The sequence below is a fragment of the Rhodococcus sp. SJ-2 genome, from assembly GCF_053750035.1.
Window position 1 is genome coordinate 5,332,808 of record NZ_CM132340.1, and the last position, 16,261, is coordinate 5,349,068.

Sequence of the window (16,261 nt, forward strand, 5' to 3'; positions counted from 1 at the left end):
GGCTGTGCTCGGATTTCCGTTCTCGGGGTTTTCGACTTAGGGTCGAAAACATGTCGTATAGTAACACCGGTCACGAAGTGCTCATCGCGGTGTTCCAGGTTCGCCACTTCCCGGCCACCCCGGACACCCCCCGACCAGGGCCCGAACTCGGCGTTCTGCTATGGCAACGCGCACTCGACCCACAGTCCGGTACCTGGTCGCTCCCGGGCGGCCGACTCCGCGACGACGAGGACCTCACGTCCTCGGCCAGGCGCCAGCTCGCCGAGAAGGTCGACGTGCGCGAAGTTGCACATCTCGAGCAGCTCTCGGTGTTCTCGGCCCCGGATCGGATACCCGGCGATCGCACCATCGCATCGACCTACCTCGGCCTCGTGCCGATCACCTCCGATCCCCAGCTACCCGACGACACGGCATGGCATCCCGTGGCCGACCTCCCCGAGATGTCGTTCGATCACCGAGTCATGGTCACCAACGCACACGCACGCCTCGCTGCGAAACTGTCGTACACCAACATTGCCTACGGGCTCACCCCCGCCGAGTTCTCCATGTCCACGTTGCGTGACATCTATTGCGCTGCACTCGGTTACCAGGTCGATGCCACAAATCTTCAGCGAGTCCTCGCCCGCCGAGACGTCCTCACCCGAACCGGCAACACCGCTCCGTCGGGCAAAAGCGGGGGCCGGCCACCCGCGCTGTATCGATTCACCGACTCGCGCCTGCGGGTTACCGACGAGTTTGCCGCATTGCGCCCACCGGGATGATCAACGGTGCCCGAGCGGACCTCCGGATAGGGTGCGCGAGAACATCACAACACCTACGACGGGAGCGCAGTGGCAACAATCGGTAATTCCGACCTCGAGATCTTCCCCCTCGCGCTGGGCGGTAACACGCTCGGATGGACGGCGGACGAAGCTACGTCGTTCGAGATTCTGGACGCATTCATGGCGGCGGGCGGCAACTTCGTGGACTCCGCCGACTCGTATTCGGCGTTCGCACCCGGCAACTCGGGCGGCGAATCCGAGACCATCATCGGCAACTGGAAGGCCGCGCGCGGCATCGGCAACGAGGTCCTGGTGGCCACGAAGGTCGGGCAGCACCCCGAGTTCGCGGGCCTGGCCCCGCAGAACGTCGCGGCTGCCGCCGACGCGTCGCTCAAGCGCCTGCAGTCCGATCACATCGATCTGTACTACGCGCATGCCGATGATCCGGAGACACCGCTGGAGGAGACGGTCGAAGCATTCGACGCGCTCGTCCGAAGCGGCAAGGTCCGATACATCGGTCTGTCCAACTACTCCCCCTCCCGTATCGCCGAATGGCTGGCGATCGCTGACGACGGCGGCTTTGCACGGCCCGTCTCGCTTCAGCCGCACTACAACCTCGTGCACCGCGCAGAATACGAGCGGGAGTACGCACCCCTGGTCGCCGAACACAACCTGGGTGTCCTGCCCTACTTCGCACTCGCCTCCGGCTTCCTCACCGGAAAGTATCGAACGGCAGCAGATCTCGACTCCGGCATTCGCGCGCGTATGGCATCGCAGTACTTTTCCGCCTCGGGGCTCGCCGTGATCGACGCGCTCGCCGAGATCGCAACCGTGCACGCCGTCGAGATACCGACCGTCGCGCTCATGTGGCTGTCGAAGCGACCCGGTATCGTCGCGCCGATCGCGAGTGCCAGCCGCATCGAGCAGCTTCCGGCAATGCTCGACTCCACCAGGCTCGTTCTCACCGACCTCGAATTCGATCGCCTCACCTCATTGTCGAACGCCGTCGACGCATAAGCAGAACGGTATGCGTCGCAGCGCCCCCTTTCGGGGCGCCGTCGACACATACCGTTCCGGTGATGCTCCTGCTCAGGCGGCGCCGAGAATCAGTCCGCTCGTGGGAACCGCGGTTCCCGCCGTCACGACCACATTCTCGGCGTGTGCCGGCTGGTTGGTGGAGGTGCCCCGCAACAACCGAACCGCCTCGGCGATGCCGTTGACACCGTGCAGGTATGCCTCCCCCACCTGACCGCCGTGTGTATTGCTCGGCAGCCGTCCACCGATCTCCAGATTGCCCTCGCGGATGAAGTCCTTGGCCTCACCCACGCCGCAGAAGCCGAGTTCCTCGAGCTGTGGAAGCACCAGCGGGGTGAAGTGGTCGTAGAGGATCGCGGCGTCGATGTCGTCCGGCGACAGACCGGCCTGCGCATAGAGCTGACGTCCGACCAGACCCATTTCCGGAATACCGGTGATGTCGGGACGGTAGTAGCTCGCCATCATGTGCTGATCCTTGCCGCTGCCCTGCGCGGCGCCCTTGATGATCGCAGGCTTCTGACGCAGGCTCGCGGCGCGCTCGGCAGAGACGATCACGAGGGCCTGACCACCGTCCGTCTCCTGACAGCAATCGAGCAGATGCAGCGGCTCGGCAATCCACCGGGAGTTCTGGTGGTCCTCCAGCGTGATCGGCTTGCCGTAGAACCACGCATTCGGGTTCTTCGCGGCGTGCTTGCGCGCCACGACCGCGACCCGGCCGAAATCCTCACTCGTGGCACCGTACTGGTGCATGTACCGTCGAGCGAACATCGCGACCCACTGGGCCGGCGTCGCCAGTCCCTGCGGAGTCAGCCACGCATAGGCTGCGCGGTCCGCGGTCGAATCCATCGGACGGTCGTGCTGACCTGCGCCGAAGCGCATTCCGGAACGCTCGTTGAACGCCCGGTAGACCACCACCACGTCGGCGACGCCGGTCGCGACAGCCATTGCCGCCTGCTGCACCGACGCACACGCGGCACCGCCGCCGTACCCGATCCGGGAGAAGAACTTCAGCTCCCCGAGTCCACAGTTGCGGGCCACGAGGATCTCCCCGTTGGTCTCCATCGTGAACGTCGTCAGACCGTCGACCTCGGACGGGTCGATTCCCGCATCCGTGAGGGCTGCGGTGACGGCCTCGCACGCGAGTTGCAGCTCGGAGCGACCTGACTTCTTCGAAAACTCGGTGGCGCCGATACCGACGATCGCGGCGGCACCCGAGAGCGGACTGACAGCCATCAGGAAACCTTCCCTTCCCCGGAAGCGGAGTAGGCGACGGTGACAGTACCGGCGAGGTGGTTGCCGAGACTGTTCGCGCCCACGACCTTCACCTCGACGAGGCCGTTGTCCTTCGAGACCACCTCACCGGTCATGGTCATGGTGTCGCCCGGGTAGTTCGGGGCACCGAGACGGATCTTCACCCGACGCAGCGTCGGGTGTGGTCCGGCCCAGTCCGTCACGAACCGGCCGGCCAACCCGTTGCTGGTGAGAATGTTCATGAACACGTCCTTCGAACCGCGCTCACGCGCCAGCTCCGGATCGTGGTGCACATCCTGGAAGTCGCGGGTCGCGATCGCGGTGGACACGATCAGCGTGCGGGTCAGCGGAATCGCGAGATCCGGCAGCACCTCGCCGACGACGATGTCGTCGTAGCTCCGGCCCGAGGCGGTGGCCGTCATGCGACCACCTCGACGCCGGAAGCGAGCAGCGCGCCCAGACGGGCCAAGTCGGAGGCGGAGCCACCGAGAGTTGCACCGATCTGCTTGCCCCACAGCAGATGCCGGTGCACAGGGTAGTCGGTGTCGACACCCATCCCGCCATGCAGATGGGTAGTACGGTGCACGATGCGCTGGCCACCGTCGGTCGCCCACCACTTGGCGACGAGCACCGACGTTCCGGGATCGTGCCCCTCGGCCAGCAACCATGCCGCCTGCCACAGCGTGACACGCATCGCCTCGAGGTCGATGTAACAGTCGGCCAGTTGATGATTGACGGCCTGGAACGTCGCGAGCGGCCTGCCGAACTGGTGCCGGCCGTTGAGGTAGGTGACGGCCTGCTGCACAGCGCCGGAGCCCACACCGATCTGGATCGCGGCCAGTGCCAGCTCGACGCGGTCGAGAAGCCACCGCACAGTGCTGCCGTCGACAGAACCGAGCAGTTCAGCGGGAGCCGACTCCAGTGTGACGTTGCCGCAGATCTCCCAGTTGGTGGACTGCGTCTGCTCCACCGCAACACCCGCACCGGCCAGATCCACCACGAACAGTGCCGCACCGTCGGGAGTGGTCGCCGCGACGATTGCATGGTCTGCGACGTGCGTGACCGGGACGACGGCCTTGGCGCCGCTCAGGGTCCACTGACCGTCGACCTCGGTGGCGGTGGTCCTCGGTTCATCATCGACGTACGGACCGAACTCTTCGAGCCCGATCGTCAGGAAACTGCTGCCCTCGGCGACACCGGGAACCAGCGCCGCGCGCTGGGCGTCGGTGCCGAACTCGGCGACCGCAAGGGCTGCGAGGGCCGACTGCCAGATCGGCACCGGCGCGACGTGCCGCCCCTGCTGCTCGAGCAGGACGTACAGCTCGGACAGGCCCAGGCCACCGCCTCCCAGATCCTCGGGCAGCGCGATTCCGAGCAGACCCGTGTTCGCGAGTTCGCGCCACAGGTCCCGGTCGATACGCTCGTCGCCGAGTTCGACCTGTTTGACGCGCTCGATGTCGGCTTTGCTGGTGAAGACCTCATCGGCGAGGTTGCGAATCGCCTCTTGCTCTTCGCTGAAGTTGAAGTCCATCAGTGCTCCTCCCGTGCTGCCGGCCGAAACGCGGGAAGCGTCAGATCCGGGTCGGCGTCGATCCAGTCCAATTCCACCGGCATATCGATCTCGACATCCTCCGGTGCGATGCCGGTCATGTTCGCGATGAGTCGCGTGCCCTCTTCGAGTTCGATCGTGGCCACAATGAGCGGGTACTCGAATCCGGGGATACGAGGGTGGTGGTTGACGACAAAGCTGTACACGGTGCCCCGGCCCGAAGCATCGACAGTGTCCCACTCGAGCGACCGACACGCCCCGCACATCGGTCCAGTGGGGTGGCGAAGCGCACCACAGTCGGTGCAGCGCTGGATCACCAAGCGGTGATCCTTGGCAGCCTCGAACCAGAAAGCGTTGTCCGCGTTGAGCGCAGGACGTGGGCGCAGGCCCGGGATCTGGGCCGCAGGCTTCTCAGCGGTCTCGCTTCCCTTCGGCCTGAAACGCAGGGTGCGCCAGCGTTGAGTTGCGACGATCTCGTCATCACCACCGTGCGAATCCGCGTCGGCACCGCCGCGGTGCGAACTCGCGGCACCGCCGCCGTGCGAACTCGCGGCACCGCCGCCGTGCGAACTCGCGGCACCGCCGCCGCGGCGATACGTCTTGAGGGTCGTGACGAAGTGTCCGACACCGAGACCCGTCTTCTTCTCCTCGGAGATGTCCTCGATCACCTCGGTGAGCGATACCCGGTCGCCGGGACGCAGTTCCACGAAGAATTCGAAGTCCGAGTCGGTCGCGACGACAGAGGTGAAGCCCGCGGAGTCGAGCGTCGCGATCAGATCGGTCCACACCTGCGACGGATCGTTGTTCGCCATCTTGTCGGCGAACGTCCGCATCGTCCACACCTGCGCCATCAGCGCCGGGGCGACGACTCCGTCCCGACCGGTGGCGCGAGCAGCGCCGTCGTCGAGGTAGATGGGGTTCGTGTCCCCCATCGTCTCGATCCAGTGCCGGATCATCGGTATGTTGACCTCGTCGGGGGCCCAGACGGTAGGGGTGAGGACTTTCCCCTCGAAAGTGCCGAGCTTGGTGAGGAATTCGCTCACTTTACCCTCTTCTCCCGCACGAGCCCGAGACCCATCGTGCCCACCATGTCGCGCAGCACCTCGTTGACCCCGCCACCGAAGGTGTTGACCATGCCCTGCCGGGAGATCTGTTCGATCTGGCCGGCCAGCAGCGCACCCGGCGACTCCGGCCGGATCCGCCCGGCTGCCCCGAGGATCGCGAGCAGTGTGCGGTAGACGTCGATGTGGGTTTCGGTGCCGTAGGCCTTCGTGGCACCCGCATCCGCGCCGGAGAGCGTATCCGCCGCGACCGATGCCGTCATTTTCCAGTTCAACAGGCGCATCGCTTCGAGCCTCGCGTGGGTACGTGCGAATTCCTGTTGTACCCAAGGTATCTCGATGACACCGTTCTCCCTGGCCCACTCGAGTACCTGATGCCAGAGTCCGTACGTACGCCCCCCGATTGCCGCGAGGCCGATGCGCTCGTGGTTGAGCTGCGCAGCAATCAACTGCCAGCCCCCGTTGATATCGCCGATCACGTTCTCGGCGCCGATGCGGATTCCGCTGTAGTAGGTGGAGGTCACCATCAGCCCACCGACCGTGTCGATCGGCGACCACGAGAATCCTTCATCGTCGGTGGGTACGACCAGGATCGAAATGCCCTTGTGTTTGGGAGCCTCGGGATCGGTGCGGCAGGCGAGCCACACGAAGTCGGCGGTGTTCGCACCGGAGGTGAAGATCTTGTTGCCGTCGACCACCCACTCGTCACCGTCGAGGACGGCACGCGTCCTGAGCGATGCCAGATCGGTACCCGCTTCGGGCTCGGTGTAGCCGATTGCAAAGACTATGTCGCCTGCGAGAATTCCCGGCAGGAAGCGTGCCTTCTGCTCCTCGGTCCCGTACTTCATCAGGGTCGGGCCGACGGTATTGACGGTGACGAAGGGGAACGGGAGGCCTGCACGCTGTACCTCATCGAAGAACACGAACTGCTCCTCGATGGACCGGCCCTGCCCACCGTATTCCTCGGGCCAGCCGATACCCAGCCAGCCGTCCTGGCCCAGCAGTTTGACGACTTCTCGAAAATACTCGCCACCCACGCCCTGTTCACCGGCTCTGCGGCGCTTCTCTTCCGGTAACAGGCCCGCGAAGTACGCACGCAATTCCCGTCGCAGCTCGAGCTGCTCCGGCGACTCCCTCAACTCCATCGATGCACTCCCATTCATCGCAATCCGCGAAACTCGGACGCTAAGGAGGTATTCGCAGCGGGTACCGCCCGGTCTCACTGAGCGGTAGATTCTCGCGTCCGAGTCACGTTCCGGCACGGAACAGCCGCACGGCCGCATCGGTCGGCTGCTCGATACCCGGTTCCGCTGAGCGGGTTCGACGGCAACCGACAAATCGGCCGACTGCATACTCGTCGCCATGAACCATCCATCGGATCTGGCCGGTCGCTACGCACTTGCAGTCGACGATCGCGACCGCGTCGTCTTGATCTCCCTGTTCACCGCGGACGCCGAATTCGTGCAACCTCCTTCGGTGACCCGCGGAAACGAGAACGTGGTCACAGTCGGGGCCGACGCGATCGTCGCGGTCGTACTCGACGGCACCGCCCACCTGCATGCCACGCACCACACTGTGCACCAGACGGTGGTCGACATCGACGGCGACACGGCATCCGGGTCGGTGTACTGCATGGCTCATCACCTGTATCGAGGTCGCGACGGCATGCGCGACAATGCGATCGCCATCCGTTACCGGGACCACTACAGGCAGGTGGATGGCAGCTGGAAGATTGCGCGCCGGGAACTCGTCGTCGATTACATCGAGGACCACGCGGTCACCGTGCCCGGACTCTGACGGCGGCCGAGTCCCGTTCAGTGGAAGTAGCTTCCGCACGTGGACGCACCAGTGTGATCCTTCGCAGAAATCCGCAGGCGTCCGGAATCGACTCGGACCGCATGCCGGATCCACTCGACCGGATGGTCGGGCTCGAGGAGGGATCGCAATGACCGACGCAGAACGAGCACTACAGGATCTTGTCGACAAGCAGGAGATCCGGGAGGTAGTGCTGAAGTACTGCCGTGGCATCGACCGGCTCGACTTCGAGTTGGTGCGCGAGTGTTATCACCCGGACGGGATCGATCATCACACCGGATTCGACGGCAACGTGGACGAGTACATCGCCTGGGTGGAACCGAGACTGAAGCTGCTGGGGGGCACGATGCACCACGTCGGCAACCACTTCGTCGAATTGTTCGGCGACGTCGCGATCAGCGAGGCGTACTCCACCAACACCCACTGGGGACACCCGGATCGCGACGATTTCACCAGTGGCGCGCGTTTCGTCGACCGGATGGAACGAAGGGACGGGCGCTGGGCGATCGCCGAACGGTGGGCGGTGCGGGAGTGGACCCGCTCGGACGCGGGCCGGATGATCACCCCGGAGGGACGCGGTCCGCGCGGAAGCCGGGACTCATCGGACCTGCTGACCGTTCTACGGTCCCGCATCGCGAACCGGATGTGACCTCACCCTGGACCGGTGATGCGGTCGCGGAGTCGGTCCGGGTCGAACTCAGCGTTGCTCGTCACGCCACGAGTCGATCGTCCCGTGTCGGGAACATCGCGCCCACCACCCGTCCGGTGCGATCTGCACGATCATCCGGCGTCCGCACTGCGTGCAGTAGCGGGGCGGCTCGAGACCCATTACTGCGGCAACGGGTCGCTGTGTCGGGTCGGCCACGGCGCTCTCGGCACCGGTGAAGGCATCGAACATGGTCAGATGCTCTCGCCGAGTGCTTTGATCGGCATCTTCAGTTCGCCGAGCAGGTCGAGATCGGTCTCGGCCCGTCGACCGAGTGTCGTCAGGTAGTTTCCGACGATGACGGCGTTGATCCCGCCGAGGATGCCCTGCTTCGCGCCGAGGTCGCCGAGAGTGAGTTCTCGTCCCCCGGCGAAGCGGAGAATCGTGCGCGGTAAGGCGAGGCGGAATGCCGCAACGGCTTTGAGCGCCTCCGAGGCAGGGAGAACGTCGAGGTCGCCGAACGGCGTACCGGGTCGCGGGTTGAGGAAGTTGAGGGGAACTTCGTCGGGTTCGAGCGCCGCAAGGTCTGCAGCGAACTCGGCACGCTGTTCGAGGGTTTCGCCCATGCCGAGGATCCCGCCGCAGCAGACTTCCATGCCGGCCTCGCGGACCATGCGCAACGTCTCCCACCGCTCTTCCCACGTGTGCGTGGTAACGACGTTGGGGAAGAAGGATTTCGCGGTCTCGAGGTTGTGGTTGTAGCGGTGCACGCCGAGGGCGGCGAGCTGATCGACCTGGTCCTGGGTGAGCATGCCCAATGAGCACGCGACCTGGATGTCGACCTCCCCACGTATCGCCTCCACGCCCGCCGCGACCTGCGCCATCAAGCGGGCATCGGGGCCGCGGACCGCGGCGACGATGCAGAACTCGGTCGCTCCGGTCTTTGCAGTCTGCTTGGCAGCCTCGACCAGCGCGGGAATGTCGAGCCAGGCCGAGCGGACCGGGGAGGCGAACAGTCCGGACTGGGAACAGAAATGGCAGTCTTCCGGGCACCCGCCGGTCTTGAGGCTGATGATGCCCTCGACCTCCACTTCGGGTCCGCACCACGTCATCCGCACCTCATGGGCCAAGGACAGCAGCTCATCGAGCCGGTCATCGTGCAGGCGGAGCACCTCGAGCGTCTGTGCTCGGTCGAGTCCGAGTCCACGTCCGAGTACTTGGTCACGTGCCTGTTCGAGGATGTCGACTCGGGCGGGGGCTTGCGTCACTGGGACTCCTGAGGATCAAAACTTGAACACCGTTCACTTGAACACCGTTCAGGTTAGGGTTGAGGTCCGATAGTGTCAACGCAGACCACAACGAGACAGGAGCGGACTCCGGTGCAGCTGCGACGCGGCGACGTCCTCGACGGCGCCATGGCGATACTCGACGAGTACGGCCTGGGCGACCTGACCATGCGCAAACTCGCCACCTCACTCGGGGTACAGCCCGGGGCTCTGTACTGGCACTTCCCCAACAAACAGACCCTGCTCGGCGCGATGGCCGACCGCATCCTCGATGGCGTCGATGCCCCACCCGCCGCCGACACATGGGACGGCGCGCTCACCGAACTCGCCTACCGCTTCCGGGGCGCACTACTCGCCCACCGCGACGGTGCGGAATTGGTCGCCGCGACCTATGCCTCACGCTTGACCACCTCCGGTGCCCGCGACAGTTTCGTCTCTGCTGCTCTGCGCGCGGGCCTGTCCCGCGCACACGCCGAACTCACCGGCTACACGCTGCTGCACTATGTCCTCGGCCACACCGTCGACGAGCAGTCTCGCCTCCAACTGACGGAACTCGGCGCTCTCACTCGCTCGCCGCTCACCCCGGGCGCGACGGCGGAGGAGGTCGCGACGTCGGACGACGACCTGCTCGACGGCGATCCGGCGGTCCGGTTCGATTTCGGGCTGACCTTGTTCGTGGACGGGATCCGTCGGCGCCGTACCGAGCACGCAACGTCCTGATCGGTTACGACTCTGTCGGAGCTCTGCCGTACGTTCGTTGACCGTGACAGTCCCCTGGTCCCTCGAACAGATCACCGCAGCGGCCCCGGATCCGGCGTCGATGTCAGCAGCCCGTCGACTCTCGGCCGTATGGTCCGGCACCGGACGTTCCGAGCGGTCACTCTGGGGACTGTGTCGCGGCAGCGGATCGAAGCCCTACACCACCGCGGTCGATCTCACCGGCCCCGCGTTCCGGTGCACGTGCCCGAGCCGCAAGTTCCCCTGCAAGCACGCTCTGAGCCTCCTGACCCAGTGGGCAGCAGACAACCTTCCGGAGAGTCCGGAACCCGAGGACGTAGCGGAGTGGCTCGACACGCGAGCCGAGAAGGCCGGCAGAACGACCACCGCAACCGACTCCGGGGGCACGTCCAAGACACCCGACCCCGCGACAGCCCTGCGGCGCGCCGAGCGCGTCACGGCAGGGCTCACCGACCTAGAACGCTGGCTCACAGACCGGATCCGTAGCGGACTCGGCTCGGTTGCGCACGACTACGCCACCTACGAGACCGTCGCCTCGCGGATGGTCGACGCCCAGGCGCCGGGAGTCGCTGCGATGTTGCGCACCCTGCCGGGTGTTGCGACGTCCGGAACCGACTGGCCGACACGACTACTGGCCGAGTACAGCCGCATCTACCTGCTCATCCGCGCATACCTCGATGTGGACTCACTCCCGGAGCCGCTGGCCCGGTCGGTGCACAGCCATCTCGGTTTCCCGACGAAGATCGACGAGGTTCGCCGGGAGCCGGCCGTCCGCGACCACTGGCACGTACTGGCATGTCGCGTCACCGAGGACAGCCGGGTGTACACCAGGAAGGTCTGGCTGCGCGGGCGGGACAGCAGACGCTGGGCGATCCTGCTCGACTTCACCCACGGCACACAACGGTTCCCGGACGCGGCTCCTGTGGTCGGTACCACCATCGATGCCGACCTGCACTTCCATCCCGCCGGCGCGCCCCTGCGCGCTCAGCTCGGAACCCGCCACGGGCCACCGGCGTCGATCTCGACGCTACCGGGGACCGATCTCGACGAGGCTCTGGCCGACTACGCCGATGCGCTCGCCGCAGATCCATGGACCCGGTCGTGGCCCATGCTTCTCGATGCCGTGACCCCCACCCACACCGACGACGGCTGGCATCTCGTCGACGAGCACGGCAGGGCACTGCCCCTCGGAGGCGACGACACCGACCGGTGGCGGCTACTCGCGGTCGCGGGCGGACGCCCGTTGACGGTGTGTGGCGATTGGGACGGTCGCAGTGTTGTCCCCGCCACGATGTTCACCCCCACCCGCCTGTCCACCACCGCCGAAGGGTCAACGCCGTGAGCAGTACCGGTATCGAAACACTCACCACGACTGCCCTTCTCGGTACCGCGCGCGCAACATCTACCTTCGATGCCCTGTACACCGCCGACGCTGCAGGTGCGGTGATCGGTACTGCCGAGCACCGACTGCTCGCCGCCGCAGCACTCGAAGCGGTGTTTCTCGCAGGCGGAACCCTGCCGACCCCGCACCCGCGCCCCGCGTCCGCCCCCGACGATCCTCGCCCCGAACTTCCACCCGCAGCGACGGAGAGACTACGCGGCCTGCTCACCGTCCGATCCGATCTGCTGGACGAATGGTTCTGTGCTGCAGAACGATTCAAGGCTCCCGCCGAACTCATCGTGGATCTGCTCAGTGGAGCCTCGCTCGGAGGCAGCACCCACCGCGCAGCGTTGCTCGCACTTGCAGGCCCACGCGGCCAATGGGTCGCGGCACAGAATCCGGCGTGGGCGCCGCTGGTCGCACCCGATTTGACCGACGACGACCCGTGGCTGCACGGCACTCCGGCCAAGCGGCGCTCGTGGTTCGAGAACCTGCGCGCAGCCGACCCTGCCTGTGCCACCGCACGGCTGGCAGCCGTGTGGAAATCGGAGAACGCAGCGACACGACTCGCCCTGCTCGAAGCACTGTCCCCCGGACTCGGCCCCTACGACGAAGAGTTGCTCGAACGAGCCCTGGACGATCGCAGCGGAAGAGTCCGCGAGGTTGCCATCCGGTTCCTGCGCCGACTACCCGACTCCGCGTTCGGTCGCCGCATGACGCAGCGCGTACGCGACTGGGCACAGGTGTGCGGCTCGACCCTGCAGATCGCTGTCCCCGAGACCCTCGACGCCGACGCCGTCCGGGACGGCCTCGATCTCCGAGGCCCGGGCGGTCTGGCGACGGTCGCCGCACATCGACTGTGGTCGCTGGCGGCGTCAGCGCCGCTCTCGGCATGGTGCGACTCCGACCGCACCCCCACCGAGGTCCTCGCTTTGCAGGTCGCCGACGGTCTCGACGTCCCACTTCGAAGAGGCTGGGAGACCGCCACCGCCTGCCACCGCAATGAACAATGGGCGAGTGCGATGCTCCACCGCGACGGGAAGGTCGGCGATCACGTTGCCGAGGCACTCCCCCGCCCCGTTCTCGTCGAGCACCTGCGCCGGAGCTCCGGCGAGCAGCTGCTCGACACGATCCTGCTCGACGCGCTCCCTGCTCCGTGGCCGACCGATGTCGCCGAGAAGGTTCTCGCAGCGCTCTACTCCGCCGCGGCGCCGAAGTCGAACACCTTTCGTTCGCTGACTGCCCTTCTGGCACACCGCGCGCCCTACGAGGTCGGCGATCTGTTCGCCGACGCCGCGACCCGCACCGACGATCTCGACCGGCTGAACCGCTTCGCCACCGCCGCAGACATCCTGAGCCAACGCCGTACCCTTCACGAGGAGTTGAGTTGACCGACAACGTCATCGACGAACAGAGCATGCTGCGTCCCCATGCGGAACAGCAGTACGCAGACGAACTCGCGGCACTCGCCCGGCTCGACGACCGCCCGCGCCCACCGTCGTGGCAACTGTCCCCGTGGGCGGTCGTGACCTATCTGCTCGGAGGCGAGCTCTCCGACGGCACGGTGATCTCGCCGAAGTACGTCGGGCCGCGACGCCTGATGGAGGTCGCCGTGGCAACCCTCGCGACCGATCGCGCGTTGCTGCTCCTCGGCGTTCCCGGCACAGCGAAGACCTGGGTCTCGGAACACCTCGCGGCGGCCGTCTCCGGATCGTCGACCCGGCTGGTGCAGGGCACTGCAGGCACCTCAGAAGAAGCGATCCGGTACGGCTGGAACTATGCGCGGCTACTCGCCGAGGGACCGTCTCCGGCAGCGCTCGTGCCGTCACCGATCATGACCGCGATGCGCGACGGCGCGATCGCACGCGTCGAGGAGCTCACTCGCATACCGGCGGACGTGCAGGACGCGCTGATCACCGTGCTGTCGGAGAAGACGTTGCCGGTACCCGAGCTCAACATGGAAGTGCAAGCGGCCAAGGGATTCAATGTCATTGCCACTGCCAACGATCGCGACCGCGGAGTCAACGATCTGTCCTCCGCATTGCGCCGACGATTCAATACCGTCGTCCTGCCGTTGCCCGGCAGCGAAGAGGACGAGGTCGCGATCGTCACACGCCGAGTAGAGCAACTCGGAATGTCGCTCGAGCTTCCCCGGGTACCTGCTGCCGCGGAGGAGATCCGCCGCGTCGTGACCGTCTTCAGGGAGTTGCGCTCAGGCGTGACCACCGACGGACGTACCAAGCTCAAGTCTCCGTCGGGCACGCTGTCCACTGCCGAAGCGATCTCGGTGGTCACCAACGGTCTTGCACTCTCGGCGCATTTCGGCGACGGTGTACTGCGCCCGTCCGACGTCGCGGCGGGGATCCTCGGTGCGGTCGTGAAGGACCCGACCGCCGACCGGCAGGTGTGGATCGAATACCTCGAGGCCGTGGTCCGTGAGCGCGAGGACTGGGCCGGCTTCTACCGGGCCTGCCGTGAGGTCACCGGGTGACGGAGTCTGCTCAGGTACGCGTATTCGGTATCCGTCATCACGGCCCCGGTTCCGCCCGCGCGGTCATGCGCGCCCTCGCCGAATTCGAACCCGATACCGTCCTCATCGAGGGTCCGTCAGATGCCGATCCGCTGGCTGCACTGATCGCCTCCGACGATATGCAACCCCCTGTGGCGTTGCTCGCCTATGCCACAGGCGAGCCCGCAAACTCAGCGTTCTGGCCGTTTGCCGCATTCTCACCGGAATGGCAGGCGCTGCGCTGGGCAATCATGCACGACGCCGACGTGCGATTCTGCGACCTGCCAGCGACACAGCAGCTCGCCCTCGACAGGGAGCCGGGACAGGATCGGCCGGATCCGCTCGGTGCGCTCGCGGCTGCCGGTGGATACGACGACTTCGAACAGTGGTGGGACACCGTCATCGAGTCGGGAACGACGGACGGCGACCACGACCATTCGGCCGATTTCGACGCGATCGCGGAAGCCATGGGCGCGCTCCGCGAGGACATCGAACTCGACGGCCACACGGCGCGGCGCGAGGCGCACATGCGCCAGGTGCTGCGCAGCACCGTCAAGGCCGGAGCGTTGAAGATCGCGGTGGTCTGCGGTGCGATGCACGCTCCCGCGCTGACGGGCGCACTCGGTCCGGCGGCGCCTGATGTGCGGCTGCTCAAGGGTCTGCCCAAGGTCAGAACATCGCTGACGTGGGTTCCGTGGACTCATTCGCGACTGGCATCGGCCTCGGGTTACGGCGCAGGCATCACCTCCCCCGGCTGGTATCACCATCTGTTCACCCAGCAGGAGGACACGGTCACACGGTGGCTCACCCGGGTCGCGTGGACATTGCGAGAACACGACCTTCCGGTGTCGAGCGCACACGTGATCGAAGCAACCCGGCTGGCCGGATCCCTCGCGGCGTTGCGCAATCGACCGTTGGCCGGACTCGCCGAGGTCACCGAAGCCACCCGCGCGGTGCTCTGCGACGGCGACGATGTGCTGCTCGACTTCGTCACCCGCACGCTCGTCGTCGGAGAGGCCCTCGGCAGTGTCCCCGACACCACTCCCACGGTGCCTCTCGATGCCGATCTACAGGCCACCTCGAAGACGCTGCGGCTCAAGCGCTCTGCGCACAGCAAGGCTCTCGATCTGGATCTGCGCAAACAGACCGACCTGGCGCGCTCGCGGCTGCTGCACCGATTGCGGGTACTCGGAATCCCCTGGGGCACGCCGCGGGTCAGCGATGTGCGATCGACTGGTACGTTTCGTGAGAGTTGGACGCTGCAGTGGGAACCCGAGTTGTCGGTCTCGATCGTGGAGGCGTCCCGTTGGGGCACCACTGTCGAATCAGCGGCCCACGCGCTCGTTCTCGAGCGTGCCTGCGACCGCGACGTCACTCTGGCACAGGTGGTGGTTCTCCTCGACGAGGCGCTTCTCGCCGATCTGCGCGACGCGATTCCCGAACTCCTCCGGTCGATCGACACCGCAGCGGCGCTCGATCACGACATCGCGCACCTGATGGCGGCCTTGCCCACATTGATCCGCACTTTGCGGTACGGCGACGTACGCGGCACCGACCTGTCGTCGCTCTCGCACGTTGCCGATGCTCTCCTCGTGCGGATCTGCGCGGGCCTGCCCGCTGCGACGGCCGGTCTCGACACCGACGCGGCCGACGTACTCCGGCGCGAGATCGATGCGGTCCACTCCGCGCTCGCATTGCGTGATGACGCCGCATCCACGAGGCGCTGGCTCGACACCCTCACCGGCATCGCCGATCGCGACGAGGTCGATGGCATGCTCACCGGCCGGACCGCCCGACTACTGCGCGATATGGGTCGCATCGACGAACAGGACACCGCGGTGCGTGTGTCCCGTGCGTTGTCGATCGGCAGCGAACCCGCGGCCAAAGCACGCTGGATCGACGGATTCGTCGGCGATGGCGCGCTGTTGCTCATCCATGATCGAGGATTGCTGACCCTGATCGACCGCTGGGTGTCGGGGCTGCACAAACAAGACTTCGTCGACATCCTGCCGGTATTGCGGCGCACGTTCGGGGGATTCGAATCGGCCGAACGGGCGACACTCGGCGCCATCCTGCGTGGTGGGGCAGCGGTCCGCGCAACCGCCGCTGTCGATGTCGAACGCGGCACGCGGGCCACCGCCGCAACGGCCCTGATCCTGGGAGTGTGAGCATGACAACACCTTCGACGCCCGCCGGACCGGTCGATGCAGTGACACCGGAGAGTTCTGC

General features: G+C 66.2%; 16 protein-coding genes. 9 read left to right on the forward strand and 7 right to left on the reverse strand.

Annotated features, from left to right (window positions below; genetic code table 11):
* Nucleotides 1-50 precede the first annotated feature (50 nt).
* The gene (locus ACSYG9_RS24915; protein ID WP_440124973.1) at nt 51-761 is read left to right on the forward strand and encodes an NUDIX domain-containing protein; all 711 of its coding nucleotides are present in this window, start codon (nt 51-53) and stop codon (nt 759-761) included.
* Between the two features lie 69 nt (nt 762-830).
* Nucleotides 831-1,778 carry an aldo/keto reductase gene (locus tag ACSYG9_RS24920; RefSeq protein WP_440124974.1) on the forward strand — a complete coding sequence of 316 codons (948 nt, stop codon included), beginning with the start codon at nt 831-833 and terminating at the stop codon, nt 1,776-1,778.
* Nucleotides 1,779-1,850: 72 nt separating this feature from the next.
* Here ACSYG9_RS24920 and ACSYG9_RS24925 read toward each other — a convergent pair whose 3' ends face one another.
* The 5 genes from ACSYG9_RS24925 to ACSYG9_RS24945 are packed head-to-tail and all read right to left on the reverse strand — an operon-like array spanning nt 1,851 to nt 6,802.
* Nucleotides 1,851-3,029: a lipid-transfer protein gene (locus ACSYG9_RS24925; RefSeq protein WP_440124975.1), complete on the reverse strand. Its 1,179-nt coding sequence runs from the start codon at nt 3,027-3,029 to the stop codon at nt 1,851-1,853.
* Nucleotides 3,029-3,469, reverse strand: coding sequence for a MaoC family dehydratase (locus ACSYG9_RS24930; RefSeq protein WP_440124976.1), 441 nt, complete (start codon nt 3,467-3,469; stop codon nt 3,029-3,031). Before ACSYG9_RS24930 ends, ACSYG9_RS24925 begins: the two co-directional genes overlap by 1 nt.
* Nucleotides 3,466-4,578: an acyl-CoA dehydrogenase family protein gene (locus tag ACSYG9_RS24935; protein ID WP_169686534.1), complete on the reverse strand. Its 1,113-nt coding sequence runs from the start codon at nt 4,576-4,578 to the stop codon at nt 3,466-3,468. Before ACSYG9_RS24935 ends, ACSYG9_RS24930 begins: the two co-directional genes overlap by 4 nt.
* The gene (locus ACSYG9_RS24940; protein ID WP_454840350.1) at nt 4,578-5,639 is read right to left on the reverse strand and encodes a bifunctional MaoC family dehydratase N-terminal/OB-fold nucleic acid binding domain-containing protein; all 1,062 of its coding nucleotides are present in this window, start codon (nt 5,637-5,639) and stop codon (nt 4,578-4,580) included. Before ACSYG9_RS24940 ends, ACSYG9_RS24935 begins: the two co-directional genes overlap by 1 nt.
* On the reverse strand, nt 5,636-6,802 hold the full coding sequence (locus ACSYG9_RS24945; protein ID WP_454840351.1) for an acyl-CoA dehydrogenase family protein: 1,167 nt from the start codon (nt 6,800-6,802) through the stop codon (nt 5,636-5,638). The genes ACSYG9_RS24940 and ACSYG9_RS24945 overlap by 4 nt, the downstream gene beginning before the upstream one ends.
* Before the next feature lie 217 nt (nt 6,803-7,019).
* Between ACSYG9_RS24945 and ACSYG9_RS24950 the strand changes: the two genes are divergently transcribed.
* Both ACSYG9_RS24950 and ACSYG9_RS24955 read left to right on the forward strand, forming a co-directional pair.
* Nucleotides 7,020-7,454, forward strand: a complete 435-nt coding sequence (locus ACSYG9_RS24950; protein ID WP_440124979.1) for a nuclear transport factor 2 family protein — start codon at nt 7,020-7,022, stop codon at nt 7,452-7,454.
* A gap of 148 nt (nt 7,455-7,602) precedes the next feature.
* Nucleotides 7,603-8,121: a nuclear transport factor 2 family protein gene (locus tag ACSYG9_RS24955; RefSeq protein ID WP_440124980.1), complete on the forward strand. Its 519-nt coding sequence runs from the start codon at nt 7,603-7,605 to the stop codon at nt 8,119-8,121.
* A 48-nt stretch (nt 8,122-8,169) separates the two neighbouring features.
* Here ACSYG9_RS24955 and bsaP read toward each other — a convergent pair whose 3' ends face one another.
* On the reverse strand, nt 8,170-8,370 hold the full coding sequence (gene bsaP / locus ACSYG9_RS24960) for a biotin synthase auxiliary protein BsaP (RefSeq protein ID WP_440124981.1): 201 nt from the start codon (nt 8,368-8,370) through the stop codon (nt 8,170-8,172).
* A 2-nt stretch (nt 8,371-8,372) separates the two neighbouring features.
* Nucleotides 8,373-9,386, reverse strand: a complete 1,014-nt coding sequence (gene bioB, locus ACSYG9_RS24965; RefSeq protein ID WP_454840353.1) for a biotin synthase BioB — start codon at nt 9,384-9,386, stop codon at nt 8,373-8,375.
* A 111-nt stretch (nt 9,387-9,497) separates the two neighbouring features.
* On the opposite strand from bioB, the gene ACSYG9_RS24970 reads away from it, so the two are divergent.
* Genes ACSYG9_RS24970 through ACSYG9_RS24990 form a run of 5 tightly spaced genes read left to right on the forward strand, consistent with a single transcriptional unit; the run spans nt 9,498 to nt 16,200 of the window.
* Entirely contained in the window at nt 9,498-10,124 is a 627-nt protein-coding gene (locus ACSYG9_RS24970; protein ID WP_440124983.1) for a TetR/AcrR family transcriptional regulator C-terminal domain-containing protein, read from the forward strand.
* Between the two features lie 43 nt (nt 10,125-10,167).
* The gene (locus ACSYG9_RS24975; RefSeq protein WP_440124984.1) at nt 10,168-11,484 is read left to right on the forward strand and encodes an SWIM zinc finger family protein; all 1,317 of its coding nucleotides are present in this window, start codon (nt 10,168-10,170) and stop codon (nt 11,482-11,484) included.
* The gene (locus tag ACSYG9_RS24980) at nt 11,481-12,914 is read left to right on the forward strand and encodes a DUF5691 domain-containing protein (protein WP_440124985.1); all 1,434 of its coding nucleotides are present in this window, start codon (nt 11,481-11,483) and stop codon (nt 12,912-12,914) included. Before ACSYG9_RS24975 ends, ACSYG9_RS24980 begins: the two co-directional genes overlap by 4 nt.
* 26 nt (nt 12,915-12,940) lie before the next feature.
* On the forward strand, nt 12,941-14,014 hold the full coding sequence (locus tag ACSYG9_RS24985) for an AAA family ATPase (protein WP_440127803.1): 1,074 nt from the start codon (nt 12,941-12,943) through the stop codon (nt 14,012-14,014).
* The gene (locus tag ACSYG9_RS24990) at nt 14,011-16,200 is read left to right on the forward strand and encodes a DUF5682 family protein (RefSeq protein WP_440124986.1); all 2,190 of its coding nucleotides are present in this window, start codon (nt 14,011-14,013) and stop codon (nt 16,198-16,200) included. The genes ACSYG9_RS24985 and ACSYG9_RS24990 overlap by 4 nt, the downstream gene beginning before the upstream one ends.
* Nucleotides 16,201-16,261: the final 61 nt, after the last annotated feature.